At 69.2% G+C, this 15,795-nt stretch carries 16 protein-coding genes; 12 read left to right on the plus strand and 4 right to left on the minus strand.

From position 1 onward, the window contains the following. Window positions 1–1,489: WD40 repeat domain-containing protein (locus ABT147_RS39775; protein ID WP_351415769.1), on the plus strand; the 1,489-nt coding region annotated here is incomplete at its 5' end. A 71-nt stretch (window positions 1,490–1,560) separates the two neighbouring features. On the opposite strand, the gene ABT147_RS39780 is transcribed toward ABT147_RS39775, so the two are convergent. Both ABT147_RS39780 and ABT147_RS39785 read right to left on the minus strand, forming a co-directional pair. Continuing rightward, complete coding sequence (locus tag ABT147_RS39780; protein WP_351415771.1) at window positions 1,561–1,794, minus strand: hypothetical protein; 234 nt, start codon at window positions 1,792–1,794, stop codon at window positions 1,561–1,563. Between the two features lie 403 nt (window positions 1,795–2,197). Continuing rightward, the gene (locus ABT147_RS39785; RefSeq protein WP_351415825.1) at window positions 2,198–2,590 is read right to left on the minus strand and encodes a hypothetical protein; all 393 of its coding nucleotides are present in this window, start codon (window positions 2,588–2,590) and stop codon (window positions 2,198–2,200) included. A gap of 481 nt (window positions 2,591–3,071) precedes the next feature. On the opposite strand from ABT147_RS39785, the gene ABT147_RS39790 reads away from it, so the two are divergent. The 11 genes from ABT147_RS39790 to ABT147_RS39840 all read left to right on the plus strand — a co-directional run bounded on the left by ABT147_RS39790 (window position 3,072) and on the right by ABT147_RS39840 (window position 13,642). Then, window positions 3,072–3,521 carry a hypothetical protein gene (locus ABT147_RS39790; RefSeq protein ID WP_351415774.1) on the plus strand — a complete coding sequence of 150 codons (450 nt, stop codon included), beginning with the start codon at window positions 3,072–3,074 and terminating at the stop codon, window positions 3,519–3,521. 67 nt (window positions 3,522–3,588) lie between these two features. Next, window positions 3,589–6,333 (plus strand): helix-turn-helix transcriptional regulator, encoded by a 2,745-nt coding sequence (locus ABT147_RS39795; protein ID WP_351415777.1) that lies wholly within the window; start codon window positions 3,589–3,591, stop codon window positions 6,331–6,333. A 91-nt stretch (window positions 6,334–6,424) separates the two neighbouring features. Further along, window positions 6,425–7,210, plus strand: a complete 786-nt coding sequence (locus ABT147_RS39800; protein ID WP_351415779.1) for a hypothetical protein — start codon at window positions 6,425–6,427, stop codon at window positions 7,208–7,210. 34 nt (window positions 7,211–7,244) lie between these two features. Next, window positions 7,245–9,335, plus strand: a complete 2,091-nt coding sequence (locus ABT147_RS39805; protein WP_351415782.1) for a patatin-like phospholipase family protein — start codon at window positions 7,245–7,247, stop codon at window positions 9,333–9,335. A gap of 250 nt (window positions 9,336–9,585) precedes the next feature. Further along, window positions 9,586–9,798, plus strand: coding sequence for a glycine-rich domain-containing protein (locus tag ABT147_RS39810; RefSeq protein WP_351415784.1), 213 nt, complete (start codon window positions 9,586–9,588; stop codon window positions 9,796–9,798). Between the two features lie 177 nt (window positions 9,799–9,975). Continuing rightward, on the plus strand, window positions 9,976–10,281 hold the full coding sequence (locus ABT147_RS39815; protein WP_351415786.1) for a transposase: 306 nt from the start codon (window positions 9,976–9,978) through the stop codon (window positions 10,279–10,281). Then, entirely contained in the window at window positions 10,278–10,430 is a 153-nt protein-coding gene (locus ABT147_RS39820; protein ID WP_351415788.1) for a hypothetical protein, read from the plus strand. The genes ABT147_RS39815 and ABT147_RS39820 overlap by 4 nt, the downstream gene beginning before the upstream one ends. Before the next feature lie 10 nt (window positions 10,431–10,440). Then, the gene (locus ABT147_RS39825) at window positions 10,441–11,127 is read left to right on the plus strand and encodes an IS3 family transposase (protein WP_351415791.1); all 687 of its coding nucleotides are present in this window, start codon (window positions 10,441–10,443) and stop codon (window positions 11,125–11,127) included. Window positions 11,128–11,411: 284 nt separating this feature from the next. Next, window positions 11,412–11,798 (plus strand): hypothetical protein, encoded by a 387-nt coding sequence (locus ABT147_RS39830; protein ID WP_351415793.1) that lies wholly within the window; start codon window positions 11,412–11,414, stop codon window positions 11,796–11,798. 244 nt (window positions 11,799–12,042) lie between these two features. Next, on the plus strand, window positions 12,043–12,345 hold the full coding sequence (locus ABT147_RS39835; RefSeq protein ID WP_351415796.1) for a hypothetical protein: 303 nt from the start codon (window positions 12,043–12,045) through the stop codon (window positions 12,343–12,345). Window positions 12,346–12,985: 640 nt separating this feature from the next. After that, entirely contained in the window at window positions 12,986–13,642 is a 657-nt protein-coding gene (locus tag ABT147_RS39840; RefSeq protein ID WP_351415799.1) for a hypothetical protein, read from the plus strand. Between the two features lie 502 nt (window positions 13,643–14,144). Here ABT147_RS39840 and ABT147_RS39845 read toward each other — a convergent pair. Further along, entirely contained in the window at window positions 14,145–15,119 is a 975-nt protein-coding gene (locus ABT147_RS39845) for a pentapeptide repeat-containing protein (protein ID WP_351415801.1), read from the minus strand. Between the two features lie 294 nt (window positions 15,120–15,413). After that, on the minus strand, window positions 15,414–15,737 hold the full coding sequence (locus ABT147_RS39850) for a transposase (RefSeq protein ID WP_351415804.1): 324 nt from the start codon (window positions 15,735–15,737) through the stop codon (window positions 15,414–15,416). Between the last annotated feature and the right edge of the window lie 58 nt (window positions 15,738–15,795).

Consider the following 15,795-nt stretch of genomic DNA (forward strand, 5'->3'; position numbering starts at 1 on the left):
GTTCGATCACGGCAGCCCTGTCTTCGCCGTGGCGTTCAGTCCGGACGGGAAGACGCTGGCCACTGCTGGTAGGGACGGGGCGGTGCGGCTGTGCGACCCGCCAGCCGGCCGCACCTGTAGGACCCTCACGAGTCACGGGACAGGTGTGTCAAGGATCGCGTTCAGTCCCGATGGCAAGACGTTGGCCACTGGCGGGGCCGATGGGACGGTGAGGCTGTGGAACCCGGCCACCGGCCGCAACCGCGAGACTCTGACCGGCCACGACGCCAGTGTGTACACGGTCGAGTTCAGCTCGGACGGCAGAACTCTGGCCACTGGCGGGGCCGATGGGACGGTGAGGCTGTGGAACCCGGCCACCGGCCGCAACCGCGAGACTCTCACCGGCCACGTCAGGTCTGTCTCCGCGGTGGCGTTCAGTCCTACCGGAAGCATCCTGGCCTCCGCAGGTGACGATGGAACGGTGCGGCTGTGGGACACACGTACCCCGGGCGACGGCAGGACCCTGACCGGTCACGACGGCCGTGTGAACGATGTCGTGTTCAGCCCCACCGACGGGACTGTGGCAACCGCGGGTGACGACGGAACGGTGCGGCTCTGGGATTCCGCCTCGGGCCGCAGCCGTAGGACGCTCACCGGGCATGCCGAGCCTGTGTACGCGGTGGCGTTCAGCCCTGACGGCAAGACCCTGGCCACTGGTGGGAACGGCTTCGCCGTTCGGTTGTGGGACCCGGTCACGGGCCGCAGCCGCACATCCCTCACCACCACGGACAACGACGGAGTGTTCGTGATGGTCTTCAGTCCGGACGGGAAGACCCTGGCCACGGCCGGTGGCGACGGTCTGGTGAGGCTGTGGGACCCGCGCGCTGGCCGCCGTCTGAGGTATCTGCAAGGTCACCTTGAGCCTGTGCACGCCATGTCCTTCAGTCCGGACGGAAAGATCCTGGCCGCGGGTGCTTCGGACAGCGCGGTGCGGCTTTGGGACTCGGCCACGGGCCGCAGCCGCAAGACCGTCACCCGCAACACCGACGTCATCTTCCCGCTCTTCGTGGTCGAGTTCAGCCCGGACGGCAGAACCCTGGCGATCGGCGGCAACTACGGCGCGGTGCACTTGTGGGATGCGGCCACCTTGCGCAACCGCAAGACCCTCATCGGTCACCAGGCGACTGCGGCGTCGTTCAGCCCCGACGGCCTGACCCTGGCCACCGGTGGCGAGGACGGGACGGTGCGGCTCTGGAATCCGACCACCGGTCGCCAGCGCAAGATCTTCACTGGCCACAACGACGTTGTGTCCGGCGTGGCGTTCAGCCCCGACGGGCGAACCCTGGCCACCACCAGTCACGACGGCACGACGCGTCTTTGGAACGTCGACCTGCTGCACAAGGCCGCCGCCGTCACCAAGGTGTGCGGCACCCTGGGCCGGGACCTCACTCAGGCGGAACGCCAGGAGTACCTGGCGGACCAGCCGCAGGTGAAGGCGTGCCCTTCCTGACTCCACAGGCTATGCATCGACGCCCGACGCAGCACTCAGGTGGGACGTCGGGGCAGCGGTCTGTCGATCGGCTAGACGCGGCAGCTGTCGCTGTGGGTGACCTCACGGAAGTCGGCGAGGAGGGGGCTGGCCATGGACTCGCGGTAGACGACGACGGCGCGACCGTACGGCCAGCTGATGTCGTCGTGGAAGTTCTGCTGGGCTTCCGAGCAGCTGCCGAACATCAAACCACGAACGATGTCTGTCCAGGAGACGTCGTCCCGGTAGCTCTGCCCTTCAGGGTAGATGCCAGGGCCGAAGGTCACGAACATGGTCTGCGCCGGGGGGGTTGAACGTGACGGTCACCTCATCCCCCCGCAAGCACGAGGGCATCCAGAGCGTCCTGTGGGGCGAAGAGGTCCGCGCGCGGTTCAACGCCCCCGAGCTCAACCTCGCCCGGTATATCAAGGACGGCACCGTCACCGACATCGACAACGGAGAGCAGGAGAGAGCGCCGATGAGCGTCTGTGGGTTCCACCTGCGGCGCGGGCCGAATGCCTCGCCAGGGAGAATGCGGGTGTGTCCAGACGCCAGCGGCCGAACCCACCTACGGATGTATCGACGCGGTGGTGGAGCTGCTCGTGCGGGGCTCGCGAGCGTAGGGGTACGTGATCATACGGCTATGTGCCGCGACGGCCGGCTGCCGTCGCGGCACACGTCGTGTGTGTCTCACGCGGTGAAGATGAACGGCTCGCTCTTCGCGTTGGACACGTCCGTCAGCACCCCTGCGGTGATCTTGAGCGTGGCGACCGCCTGGAGGAGGTCGCCTTCGCCGACGCCGGTGAGGGCGTTGAACGGGATGCGGATCTGTTCGCTGCGCGGCCCGTTCACGGGCGTCGCGGGCTGGTCGTACGTCTGGAGGTCGACCCGCGTGAGCTGACTCAGGTCGCCGACCGACACCCAGATCTGCATGCGGGAGATCACCGCGTTCAGTGACGCCCCCACCTCGATGTCCGCGAGGACGTCGAAGTCACCGGCGGTGGCAAGGGTGTCCACCGTGAAGGACGTCCCTTTCTCGACCACCGACAGATCCTTGATCCTCGCGTCGTACTCTCCGGGCATAACCGGATCTCCTTCCCCGTTGCTGTTGAGTCCCCTCACCGTAAATTCGCCGTCCGGCCGGCCGCCTCGGGGGAATCCCCAGGGTTGCCAGGACGGATGGGCGGGACGAAGCGGGTTCATCACCCCCGGGTCATCCCTGAAGCGGGCTTCGGGTGAACCGTCCGACAGTCGTGCGTGACATCGAATTCGCGACTTCACAACGGGGGTTGTGTCATGCCATCCACCCATCCCATGCCGGGCCAGGGCACCGCCGCGAGCGCTCTCAGCGCGGTGCTGGTGGCCTGTGTGAGCGTCCTCGTCCATTTCGCGTTGGTGAGGGGCGGAGCGACGGAACTCGTACCGGTCGCGGGGAGCCTCGCCACCGCCGTGGTCATCGGACTGCCGCTGACCGTGGGCGCGTTGCGCCGGGACGAACAACGGACCCGAGGCGGCCCGGCCACGATGCCCGGCCTGGCGACCGTGGTCCTCGCGGTCAATGCTGATGGCCGCCACCTTCTGGTTCACCGACCTGGTGGGCACCTGGACCGGGACCGGGAGCCTCGGCTATCTCAGCAAGGAACTGCCGGGCGGTGGCGAGCCCTCCGCGGTGGCCCGGTCGGTCGGGATGCGGGAACTGCCGCTCGTGCTGGGCGTGGTGTTCGCGACCTCCGTGGCCGCCGGGCACCGGCTGCGCGGAAGGGCCCGCCCCGCCCTGACCACGGCCGTGCTGGCGTTCACCGGGGGCGTCCTGGCGACGAACCAGATGTTCCTGCGGCACTGGAACGCCCCGCAGCTCCCGGAGCACGTCTATGTGCCTGTCGTCATCGGCGTGCTGTCCTGGTGCGTAACCCGGCTGGGCCTGCGGTACGCGGTCAGGACACAGGATCGGTACGACGCGCTGTACGCCGTGCGGGTCCGCTTCAGGGAGGGCGGCGAACCTCCTCAGTCCTAGGCGCCCGACGTGGCCCTTCGCTCAACAGGCGCCCCGCGGCCGGGACATGGCCGTCCTACCCTGAGCCATGCTGTTCGGACGACACGCGCAGGCCGAGCGGATCGGTCTGGTGGTTCAGGATGCCCGCCAGGGCAGAAGCCGGGTGCTCGTGCTGCGGGGCGAGGCCGGTATCGGGAAGACCGCGTTGCTGCGACTCGGCGCCGACGCCGCGCGGGAACAGGGCATGCGGGTGCTGTGGCTGCGTGGCTGGGAGCCGGAGAAGCAGCTCGCGTTCGCCGGGCTTTCCCAGCTCGTCCGGCCCGGCGCCCACCTCATCGACCGGCTGCCGACACCCCAGGCCGAGGCTCTGAGGGGAGCCGTCGCGCTCGGGCCTACCCGGCCCGCGGACCGCTTCGAGATCTGCGCCGCCACACTGAGCCTGCTGGCCGAACTCGCCGAGGAGCGGCCGCTGTTGGTCGCCGTCGATGACGTACACGCCCTGGATCCGTCCTCCGCCGAGGCGCTCGCCTTCGCCGCCCGGCGGCTGATGGCCGAGGACATCGGCATACTGCTCACGACCCGGCCGGATCCCTCGGCCGACGCGTTGACGGTTGCGTTGCCCGTGCTCGAAGTGGCCGGGCTGGAGGAGAGCGCGGTCGGTGAACTCGTCGCCGACCGCACCGGGGTGAGCCCCCATGAGGACGTACGACGTCAGCTCGCGCTCCGCAGCGCGGGCAACCCGATGGCGCTGATCGAACTGGTGCACGGGCTCACCGGATCGCAGCTGAGCGGGCACGGCCCGATGCCGCGCACCATGCCGGCCGGGGCCACAGCGGGCGCGCTGTTCGCCGGCCGTGTCGCGGCAGTGGGGGCCGATGCTCGGACCCTGCTGCTCCTCATGGCCGTGAGCACCTCGACCGAGACGGGGGACCTGACCCGCGCCGCGCGCCGTCTCGGCGTACCGCAGACGGCGTTCGCCGAGGTCGAGGGCAGCGGTCTGGCGGCCTTCGCCCCGAACGCGTACCACTTCGCCCATCCGCTGGTCCCCTCTGCCGTACTGGCCGCCGCGCCCCCCGAGGAGGTCAGGGCCGCCCATCGGGCGCTCGCCGCGGCCTGCGCGCGGCCGGGGCGAGCCGGGGAACGGGCCTGGCATCTGGCCGAGGCGGCCCTCGGCCCCGACGAACAGGTGGCGGCGGCGCTGGAGGAGTTGGCCCGTACCACCGAGTCCCGCAGCGGGTACGTGGCGGCGGCCGCCGCGTGGGAGCGGTCGGCGGCGCTCAGCGTCAGCCCGCCCGACCGGGCCCGACGCCTCACCGCCGCGGCCAAGGACGCACTCATGGGTGGTCGCAACACCCACGCCCGGGAACTCCTCATCCGGGCCGACGCGTTGGTCGAGGAGGCCGGACTGCGCGCCGAGATAGCGGCCGGCCTCGGCCGTGTCGAACTGTTCACCGGGCATCCCGCCCTCGCCCACCGGTTCGTGTTCCGGGCCGCCGAGGAACTGTGCGACACCGACCCGCGGCGCGGCTCCCAGTTGTTCGCCGACGCCGCGATGGCCTCACTGCTGTCCGGCGACCCCGCCGGCGCCGTCGAGGCGGCGATGCGGGCGGAGAAGCTGCTCGACGGGGCGCAGACCCCCGCGACACTGGTCGCCGGCCTGATCCGGGGCATCACGATGCTCCACCTCGGGGAGGGCTCGGCGGGCCGGGAACTGCTGCGGCGCTGCCTGGAGGCGGTGCGCACCCAGGGCGACGAACTGCCCACCGAGTACGTCGTGCTGGCCGCCGCGACCATGAACTGGACCGGGGAGCACGAACTGGGCCGACGCACCGTCAACTCGCTGCTGGAGCGGCTGCGGATGTCCGGAGCCGTGGGCATGCTGCCCTTCGCGCTGTACGTCTGCGCCTACGCGAACGTGTCCACGGGCCGCACCGAGGCAGCACGGGCGGCGGCGACCGAGGCCGTCGAACTGGCCGGGTTCACCGACAACGAGTTCTGGCAGTACCTCTCCCTCTCCGCCCTGGCCCACGTCGAGGCGGTACGCGGCGACGCCGAGGCCTGCAGACGGCACGGGCAACGGGCGCTGGCGCTGCGGCGCGCCGACACCGACTACCCGCGCGACGCCAGTGAGGCCCTCGGACTGCTGGAACTGAGCTTCGGCGACTACCCGGAGGCGCTGCGCCGATTACGTGAGGGAGCGATGTCCACCTCCGCAGACGATCCCGACGGCCTCCTCGACAGCAACTTCGACGCGATGGAGGCACGGATCCGCTGCGGACTGCCGCTGTCACCGGGGGCGTTGGCGTCGGTGGCACAGCATGCCGGGCAGGTGCACATTCCCCTGCACGCCGCGATCGCCCTGAGGGTGCGCGCTCTGGCCGCTGAGGAGAGCGTCGAGGACTGCTTCGAGCAGGCCCTCGCGCTGCATGCCGAGGTGCCCTGCCCGCTGGAGACCGCCCGGACCCGGCTCACCTACGGGGAACGACTGCGCCGCGCGGGGCAGCGAGTGCGGGCACGGGAGCAACTGCGGGGCGCGCTGGACACGTTCGAGCGGCTGGGCGCCGTGGTCTGGGCGGAGCGCTGCCGCAGGGAACTGACGGCGACAGGTGAGACCGTCCGGGCCAGGTCGGAGCCGTCCGGGTCCGAGGACCTGACACCGCAGGAATTCCAGGTCGCCCAGGCGGTCGTACGGGGAGCAACCAACAAGCAGACGGCCTCCGCGCTGTTCCTCAGCCCGAAGACGGTGGAGTTCCACCTCGGCAACGTCTACCGGAAGCTGGGGGTCCGCAACCGTACGGAACTCGCCCACCGATATCCGGGGCTGCGCGAGTGACGTGCGCCTGCGAGGCAGGGGATTTCCCCGAAGCGGGCCGCCGCCGGCTCTTCGTAGGGTCAAAAGCCCCGCGTACGAGGAGGAACCGGCCATGACCAGTGACGAGACGTGGGACTTCGCCGCGCGGCTGACCGCACTGCGTGAGCAGGCCCAGCGGCTGCTGGAGGAACTGGAGCGGCGAGCGGAACCCCGGCCGCCCGCCGCGCAGGACATCCGGCCCGCGCAGGACAGCACGTCGGCGGCCACCGGTTCCCCTCTTGTCGCGGGAGCGAGCAACTCGGCCACCGACACGACCTACCTGGACGCGAGCGGTGCCAGCGGCGCCCTGTACGTGGTCGGCGACCCGGGCGGTGTCACCGGGGTCGGCTTCAGCCAGCCGGGTCTGCGCGGCTACGGCTACGGCAGCAACGCCGTGCACGGGTACGCCGTACCGCCGAACGCCCAGGCCGGCGTACGCGGGGAGAGCCCGTCCGGGGACGGCGTGTACGGGTACAGCACACAGGGGCGCGGCACGCTCGGGGTCAGTTTGCGCGGTATCGGCGTACTGGCGTTCAGCCGGGACCGGGAGGCCATCGACGCGTACAGCGTCGACGGTGACGGCATCCGCGCGGCGACCCGCTCGGGCGCGGCGGCGGCGGTCCTCGCGGAGAACGGTTCGGAGTCCCCGGGCGGCTTCGCGGTGGTCTGCCTCGGCCAGTCCGGCACCGGACTGTACGCGTCAGGGGCCCATGCGGCGATCCGGCTCGGCCGCTCGCAGGCGGTCGGCGCGCCTACGACCGGCTTCCACAACGCGGGCGAACTGGTGCTGGACGCGAACGCCGAGCTTTACCTGTGCAAGACCACCGGGGTGCCGGGTGTCTGGAAGTTCGTGGCATGACAGCCATTGACGGTTCGTGAGAAGGAGGCGGGGGATGGCCGTTGCGATATGTCTGAGTGGTGGAGGGGCCAGAGGGGATTTCCAGGTCGGAGCACTGCGCCTGCTCTACGACCGGGGTATTCGCCCCGACCTCCTGGCGAGCACTTCCGTGGGTTCGGTGAACGCCGTCAAACTCGCGGAGGGTGAGGATCCGGCCCATCCGGAGCGGGGCCTGAGCGGCCTGGAAGACCTATGGGCGTCGCTGCGGACGAACGCGGACATGTATCTGGAGGAGCCCTGGCTGTCCCACCCGGACATGGACGCCAGGGTCCGTGATCTGTTGACGGGGCGGTCCGCGAGCCTTGGCGTCTCGGGACCCGCGACGGACGACGGCGCGTGGGGTGATCTCGCGTTCCTCGCAAACTTCTTCTACAACGCCTCCTTCTTGCTCGGGGACGGAACAGCGCTGCTCAAGTCGCTCGGCCTGGTGGCGGAGGCGAAAAGCCTCTACAACCTCACTCCCATCCGAGACCGCCTCTACTCCAGGCTCGACCTCGACGCGATCGCGGCGTGGGCGGCGACGGGCAAGAGACTGCGGATGGCCACGGTCGCCCTGGAAAGCGGCAGTCTGCGGTACGTGACCGAGAGCGGCGCGGTCCTGGAACGCGACGGCTCACCGGCTCAGCGGGCGGGAAGGCTGACCGCGGCCTGTCGCGCGCTGGAGAACGAAGTCGACGCCCGGGAGCGAGCGCTCCGTGAGCAACAGGATCTGCTGCGAAAGGCCGCGCCGAAGGAGAAGCCCGACATCATCGAGAACGGTGTCCGCCCGGCCCGGAAAGCACTCGGCGATGCCCGGTCGGCTCTCGCGGACTGTGTGGCCGCGCAGCCTTCGGTACCGCTCGTGGTCGACATCCGCGAGGGTGTCCTTGCCTCGGCGAGCATCCCGGCCATGTTCCCGGCGATGCCCCTGGCCGACGAGAACTATGTCGACGGCGGGGTGCGCGAGATCGTCCCGGTGCAGGCCGCCGTGGACGCGGGGGCCGAGGAGATCTATGTGGTGAGTGCGTCACGGCTGACCGTCGAGCCCGAGAAGCCGCGCACCTTCACGGGCGCCGGATTCGCCGACGTGTTCGGCAGGGCCATGGTCGAGATCGCCCTCAACGAAATCACCGTGGACGATCTGTCCGTCCGCCCGAAGGACGGCCGGAGCGCACCCCGTACCGTCGTGATCGCTCCGGACATCGACATCCACAACCTGACCACGATCGACCCCGGGCTGATCCAGATCAATCGGGACTACGGCTGGATGCGCGCCGCCGACACACTCGACGGGGTCGACCACGACAGCGTGCTCTGGCGGACCGCGACCGACATCGCGCAGACGCGGCTCGACACCTGGCGCGCCGAGAGCCTCCGCCACGGACAGCCCGACCCCACGCGCCCTGCCGACGGCACTCCCACTCCACGCGCCGACGCCCAGGTCTGGATCGACAACGGGAAGCGACGGCTCAAGGACCTGCTGGCCGCCCGCCGCGCCGCCGGGGGCCCCGTGCCCGACGGCATCGACCGTTGGAGCGTGACGCTGGAACTGCACCCCTGGGTGGGCGAGTTGAACGACGCCGCGTTCGTCACGCAGGCGGTACCGGCGAGTGTCGGCGCTCATGACGGGTTCTCCGCGACGTTCACGATGCGCAACACGGGCACCACGACATGGCGGCCCGAGGAGCAGTACCGACTCGGCACGCAGGACCCGCAGGACAACACCACCTGGGGGACCGGCCGCGTCGAACTACCCGCGCCTGTCGCACCCGGTGCGGAAGTGACCTTCGCGGTCGACCTCAAGGCACCCGCGGCCTCCACGACTGTGCTCCAGTGGCGCATGGTGCGGGACGGAGTGGAATGGTTCGGCGCGACCACTCCGCCGGTCGCGGTCACCGTGACCGAACCCGCCCTGTGCGGGAAGCTGCGAGCGGACATCGCCGCGGCCGAGAGGGAGATCGACGGACTGCGGCGGCTCCAGGACGGCTTGGACCCGAAGGACCCCGGAGACCGGAAGGAGCGGAAGGACCTCGGCGAGCAGATCGCCGAGGTACGGAAGAGGCTGACGGAACTCCGCACGTCGAAGGCCCGGATGGGATGCCGGTAGGACCCGGTGGTGTCGCGTCAGGCCAAGGTCGGATCCACCGTCGCCCGACGCGCCTCCGCCAGGTGTTCCTCCGCCCACAACTACGGTAGGGATTACGCGCGTTGGCGCCTGCCGCAGGCATCGCAGCCGATCGTGTGCTGGGGACCCATCTCGGCCACGCCTCCGGCAGGCAGCGTGCGGCAGCAACGTCAAAGGCCGGGGCCACGCCTACCTGCTGACCGCGATGAACCACCGGGGTGAGAGTCTGGGATTGGCGCCCAGCAAGCTCGTCGGCATCGGCGTCCACACGATCATCCTGGACACCGCCGTATATGCCGAGCTGGGCGAGTGGCTCAACGGCGGTGTGTTCCTGCACCACGTGCCCAAGACCGACACGAAGCACGTCGGCTCCGTGATCAAGACGGCTCACATCGTCGCCGCCGACGGCAACGGGGAGTTCCTCGGGCACCGGCCACATCGCTGAAGCCCGAGGGCACGCCCGGGTGGGATTCGAACGAACCGGCCCGCGGCCCGGTCACGGCAGCCAGATGAGGCGGGTGACCACCAGCACCGCAGACCTCTGGCACCACTACGTGAAGCTTCCCCTTGATGTTGGACACCTGGAGACTGGGACATGAGGTTCCAGAGGAAGTAGTGCCAGGTGGGAAGCAAGAGCAACCGCAGCAGGCGGTACTCGGAGGAGTTCAAGCGCGACGCGGTCGCGTTGGTCCGGTCCTCCGGCAAGACCGTCACCGAGGTGGCCCGGGAGATCGGGGTCAGCGCCGAGGGACTGCGCAACTGGGTCAAGCAGGACACGATCGACCGCGGACAGGGGGCGACGGGCGAGCTCACAAGCACGGAGCGGGAGGAACTGCGTCGGCTGCGGAGGCAGAACCGTGAGCGGGCCGAGACGATCGAGGTGCTGCGAAAATCGGCGGTCTTCTTCGCGAAGGAGAGCGATCGATGAACGACGTGTATGCGTTCATCGAGGCGGAGAAGACCACCCACCATGTTGCTCTGTTGTGCCGGCTGCTGAAGGTGGCCCGCTCCTCCTTCTACGGCCGGCTGGCCGGCGAGCAGGCCCGCGCCGCCCGCCGGCGACGCCCTGGCCCATGAGATCACCGTCTTGCACATTGCCTCCCGGTGCACCTACGGGGTGCCGCGCATCCATGCCGAACTGCGCAGGCTGGACCGGCGGGTCAACCGCAAGCGGGTGGAGCGGATCATGCGTGAGCGCGACATCACCGGGGTCACCCGGCGCAAGCGCCGGTCGCTGACCCGTCCGGCGAAGAAGGCGGTGCCCGCTCACGACCTGATCGGACGCGACTTCACGGCCGAGGCCCCGGGCACGAGACTGGGCGGTGACATCACCTACATCCCCACCGACGAGGGCTGGCTCTATCTGGCGACCTGGCTGGACCTGGCCACCCGCGAGATTGTCGGCTACTCGATGGCCGACCACCACCGTGCCTCCCTGGTGGTCGACGCACTGACGATGGCCGCCGGACGTGGTCGGCTCCAGACCGGCTGCATCGTGTACTCGGACCGCGGAGCCGAGTACACCTCTGACGAACTCCGCCGGGAAATAAGCAGGTTGGGCTTGCGGCAGAGCATGGGCCGAACCGGCTCGTGCTACGACAATGCCGCCGCCGAGAGCTCAGCGTGCGGCGCACCGTGGCGATCTCCATCGCAGAGCGCGGCGCACGGCCGGTGGTGCGGCGACGGAAGTCCACCTGCCAGTCGGCGCCACCGCTCAGGCGCACCCGGTTCCTCGTCACCCTCACATCCCCCCTCAACGCCCCCTGGAATATGAGGGCATCGCGCGTTCGGCTGCACGCCGCTGCGGCGTCCGGCTGTACACGAGAGACCTGACATACCCGGGGCCGGCCGGCGTCAATCCACACGGCTCTACGGTGACGAGGACTACGTGCTCTGCCACTGCCGAAGCCGCCTGACGTTGTCTGGGGTCCGGAGGTACTTCACACAGGTCAGGTAGTACGGCCCGCTGTAGAAGGAACAGCCACCCCTGCTTGGCAAGGCGCGACTCACGAGACTCCCGCCCTACGACCCCGGGTGAGGCACGAATAGAGTTTCGGGATGATCCTTGGAGGGGCTATGTACGCCCGAAGTGCCGCCTGTGCGGCCGTGGTTGTTCTTGCTGCCGCAACGGCCGGATGCGGCAGTGCAACGGGCGGCGGGACCGCGGAGCCCACCAGCGTCGTGACGTCTGTGCCTGATCTGAGCGACGCAGCATGGCGTAAGGCATGCATCGACGCGTGGGCCAGGGCCATCCTCGACCACCCCACGGACTGGAGTCCGGGTGCAGAGGAATCGCCCGAGGAGTGCCCCGATCAGGTGGGAGAGACCTGGGCGACCCTGTATGTCCTCGGCAAGGAGAAAGCCGAGAGGGAACGGGTGAAGCTCCCACCGATCGACGACGGTGCCTCGACCGCGGCCGGGGAATCCGACGCCGACCGGTCGTGATCGCGGAGCCGAAGCGCGAGCTGACCCGCCTACGGCCCGTTCCTGCCGTAGGCCGACGGGCCCCCTTCACGCGTCGCGCCGCCGGCCTCGCCTCCCGTCCGGCCACCTGACCCGTCCAGACGGATCCGCTGCCCGGCGTCGGCCACGGAGCTGGAGCAGGTAGTCCAGGGCGCGCTGGGTGGCCGACCGCTGATATAACGTTCCACTCGGCGACAGCCCGCTGCGACGCTCGTAGGATGCCTAAATGCCCAAGCCGTTACGGATGAGCCGCCGCACGTGGGTTGCCGTGTGGGCGGTGCTGTGCGTGGCCGGTATCGCTGCCACCGCCGCACTGAACGCCTTTCCGGCGCCTGACCCGCAGCCCGAGAAGCCCGTCAGCGCCGAGTGCGCCGAGTACATCGCGGACATCGAGACGCAGCTGGCCAAGGCCAAGAGGGAAGGCAACGACGACGGCGTGCTGGCCTTCACTCGAACCCGGGTCGGCGCGGACGACTGCAGCGATGAAGTTCTCGACCACTTCAGCGGCGACAGGGCTCGCCGTGGCTGATCTGCGCCGGTGGCGATCAGCGCCGTGAGCGCGGTGACGGAACCGGAGCCGCAGCCCACTCCGCCGCGGGTGTACTCCTCCTGCCTGGCCGCCGACACCAAGCCGGTGCTTGTGGGTGACGACCCGTGCGACGGCCGTTGAAGAACCACTGAGTGACTGTCCCCGCAGGACGGCGACTGAGGCCCCTGCCCGCCCGCGTCCCTCCTGGCCAGCGCCCGCAGCCGGGAGACCACCAGCACCACCCCGGGCCCCCGAGCCAGAGCGCCGCCCGGGAACAAGCAGCGTGGGCGCGCCTCGCCGAAGTCGAGGCGGCGGGCACGGTGCTTATCTAGGGTCGTTGGGTTATTTTCGCAGTTCAGCGCCATGATGACGGTGTCAGGCACGTACGGCATGTTCGTCGGTGTCCTCTGACATCGGACCTGGATCCTTTGTCACTGAAGTTGGACCGATAAATCAGCTGGCAGCCCAGCGCGGGGACGGCGCTCAGGGGCCCTGACAAAAGCTGTTGATCATGTGATCTTGTACCGGCTTCGGCCGACAGATCCCTCGCGACGGGGGCCGCGGTCCCGGTTCATGAACGGCGCCTTCTACCCGAAGACGGTGCGCATAGGATCACCGCATGAGGGGTGGTGGCGTACTCATGAGGAACTACCGGTGGTGTGTGGCGATCGCTGCGCTGTTGCTGACCGGCTGTGGCGGTGACGCGGAGAGCGACAGCTGGAACGGCAAGGCGGTGGCACTCACTAAGGAACAAGTACGGGAGACGTTGCCGGACGGCGGGGCCATGACGGGTTGGAAAAAGTCCGCCCGGCCCAAAACCGCAACCGCCGCAATGGACGAACTCGCCCGGGGGGAGTTCTGCCCTGTCAATGACAGGGCGGGCTGCGAGAACTCCCGCTTCTACGGCATCTCGACCTTCCGGCGCGACGACAGCGCCGCCGTCGTCCACTTCCTGATCATCGCCTACGACAGCGAACAGGCCGCCCGCGAGGCGTACGACGTGCTCTGGAACGGCTACTACGGCAAGAGGGTGGGATTGAGGGCCAGGACGTTCAGCCTCGGCCCGATCGGTGAGAAGCGCGACGCACGGTTCGGATCCTCCGCCTTCCACGGCGAGCCCGGCACCGTGACCCAGACCCGGGTCGGCACCACGCTGCTGTGGACGATGGCGGATTCAACGGACAGGAACGAAGACGCCGTCAACGAGGACAGTGCCCGGGACCTGGCCACGATGCTCGCCAAACGGGCCCGGCAGGCCCAGAACGGAGACACGCCCTCCGCCGCGCTCAACAGCTGACCGGACGGCCACGCCGGGACCCGCCCCGCTGCCGGAGAGAGCAACTCCCAGCCAGACGCCCGGCAGGTTCGCTCCCGCCCTGCCCCCATCCCCCTCGGTCCCACGTCAACGGCGTCGTAGTGGTGCAACTTCTCTGGCAATCGGTCCAGGTTCAGCGTCAGGGGACAGTCGGCACGGCGCACGAACCACATCGGGTGCGTAAGTGTTGGGGTGGCGATAAGAACCGTGTCACCGATCCTGCTGGCTTATTCGGCCCTGGCATCCCAGCTCGGACACCATGGGACAACTAACCGGCCGGTAGCTGGGGCGGAACCAGACGTGACACCACGACCATCGTGAGCCGACTGCGGAAATGGGTACAGGGCCCGGCTTCCCTGTACCGTCCTAGTCCTGGGCACACGCGGTGGCGTCGGTGGGGGCTTCCTCTTCGGTGAGGTGCGGTGAAGCCTGCGGGTGGAGGCCTGGCCTTCGAGGGCTTCCTAGCCTTCTTCCACTTTTGGCGTCACCCTCCCGAGTCAGTTGGCGGGAAAGGTCCCCAGTTCTGTGGGGCGCCTGTCACGTCCTCGAAGTCGACCGTGCCGCCGCTGAACTCCGCGTCAGTGAAGGTAACCGCGCCTCCGCTGAACTTCGCGCTGGTGAAGTCGACGCTGCCAGCGCTGAACTCCGCGCCGCCGAAGTAGACGCTGCCTCTGCTGAACTTCGCGCCGGTGAAGTCGACGCTGGCTCCACTGAACTTCGCGCCGCGGAAGTCGACTCTGCCTCCGCTGAAGTTCGCGCCGCCGAAGTAGACTCTGCCAGCGCTGAACTCCGCGCCGCCGAAGTAGAAGCTGCGGCCGCTGAACTCCGCGCCACCGAAGGAGACCGTGCCTTGAAAAAGACTTCCCTGTAGGTACCCGCCGTCGAAAGTGGCGCGGGTGAAGTCGAAGTTGCACGCCGACCAGGAGGTCGGTGCTTGGGGTTGTAGGTGGCTGCGGATGGTCCGGATGATGGTGAGGCGGACCTCGCGTTCGCCCTCCTTGTATGCGGCGGGCGTCGACGACAGTGATTCCCCCTCCGATGCCGTCGAGGCGGCCTCCGGATTGGGCTCGTACGGCATGCGCAGGTAGGCGCACAGGACGTCGACGCACACCTGTCGCTGCTCGATCCAGTCGTCGGCGAGCCGGGCCATGGCGTATACGCCAGCCAGGCGCACCGCTGCCTGGTCGTGGCCGAGTTGGTCGGCGGCGGTGGTGAAGCGCTCAGCGAGCTGCTTGTCGTCGGCCCGATGAGCGTCGCCCTCCGCAAGGCGCTGTTTGCGGTAGGCATAGACCCCTGCGAGAACAGCGCCGCCCAAGGTGAGGGTCGCCAGCGCGGTGCGGATCACCTCGTGGGCAGCGACGGGGTTCTCCGGGGTGGCCTCCTTCGACGCGAGAGAGTGAAGGAATTCGTAGATCCCGTAGCCCACGGCCAGGGCCAGCAGGAGGGCGAGCAGGCCCACTACCCAGACGGGCCACAAGCGGGGAGCGTGTCGGCCCCGCGAGGCCGGGTCCTTGTGTCCCCGTCGCGGCATAGCTGTCACGGCTTGATCATGCTCGTGCTCTGGCCCTGACGGAGCGCTGTGGCCGCCGTTCGGCGGAACGGGAACGCCCGCCTGGGTCCGGGGTACTCCCGGCCCTGGGCGCATTTCCGCACGGTGCGCGCACGATGGTCGCACGTTCGTTCGGTTCGGCCCCGGCTACTGGCCGGTTAGTTGTCCCCTGGTGTCCGAGCTGGGAGCCCGGAGCCTATTCGGTCAGGCGGCGAGGGAGAGGCCGAGTCGGGCAAGGTGGCTGACGCGGGTGCGGGCGAGCGGGTGGCCGTTCCACCAGGCATCGAGGCGAATGAGGTTGAGCGCGACGGCGGAGAAGACGTGCTCCAGGTAGGTCTTCTGGAGACCGAGGTAGCGGGCACGTCTCATCCCGGTGACCGCGACGGCCTGGTGGATGGTCCCCTCGATACCCGCGCGGGTTCCGTACTTGGCTTGCCACTGCTCGTCGCCCTCCTCGGCGAGGGCGGCCTCCTCAGCAGTGTCGGTGACCTCCTCAACAGCCTCGGCCTCCTCTGACAAACCACCCATCGGCCTTACCTGGCGCCCGGGCGAGATGGAAGCCCTCCAACTGGTAGGCGTTGGAGCA

This window comes from Streptomyces sp. NPDC001868 (assembly GCF_040297125.1).
In the GTDB taxonomy this organism is placed as follows: Bacteria; Actinomycetota; Actinomycetes; order Streptomycetales; family Streptomycetaceae; genus Streptomyces.

What these genes read in the sequence shown, in the direction of transcription:
- ABT147_RS39785 (WP_351415825.1), bottom strand. Translation starts at nt 2,590, where the DNA reads ATGCCCGGAGAGTACGACGCGAGGATCAAGGATCTGTCGGTGGTCGAG.
- ABT147_RS39790 (WP_351415774.1), top strand. Translation starts at nt 3,072, where the DNA reads ATGGCCGCCACCTTCTGGTTCACCGACCTGGTGGGCACCTGGACCGGG.
- ABT147_RS39795 (WP_351415777.1), top strand. Translation starts at nt 3,589, where the DNA reads ATGCTGTTCGGACGACACGCGCAGGCCGAGCGGATCGGTCTGGTGGTT.
- ABT147_RS39800 (WP_351415779.1), top strand. Translation starts at nt 6,425, where the DNA reads ATGACCAGTGACGAGACGTGGGACTTCGCCGCGCGGCTGACCGCACTG.
- ABT147_RS39805 (WP_351415782.1), top strand. Translation starts at nt 7,245, where the DNA reads ATGGCCGTTGCGATATGTCTGAGTGGTGGAGGGGCCAGAGGGGATTTC.
- ABT147_RS39820 (WP_351415788.1), top strand. Translation starts at nt 10,278, where the DNA reads ATGAACGACGTGTATGCGTTCATCGAGGCGGAGAAGACCACCCACCAT.
- ABT147_RS39830 (WP_351415793.1), top strand. Translation starts at nt 11,412, where the DNA reads ATGATCCTTGGAGGGGCTATGTACGCCCGAAGTGCCGCCTGTGCGGCC.
- ABT147_RS39835 (WP_351415796.1), top strand. Translation starts at nt 12,043, where the DNA reads ATGCCCAAGCCGTTACGGATGAGCCGCCGCACGTGGGTTGCCGTGTGG.
- ABT147_RS39840 (WP_351415799.1), top strand. Translation starts at nt 12,986, where the DNA reads ATGAGGAACTACCGGTGGTGTGTGGCGATCGCTGCGCTGTTGCTGACC.
- ABT147_RS39850 (WP_351415804.1), bottom strand. Translation starts at nt 15,737, where the DNA reads ATGGGTGGTTTGTCAGAGGAGGCCGAGGCTGTTGAGGAGGTCACCGAC.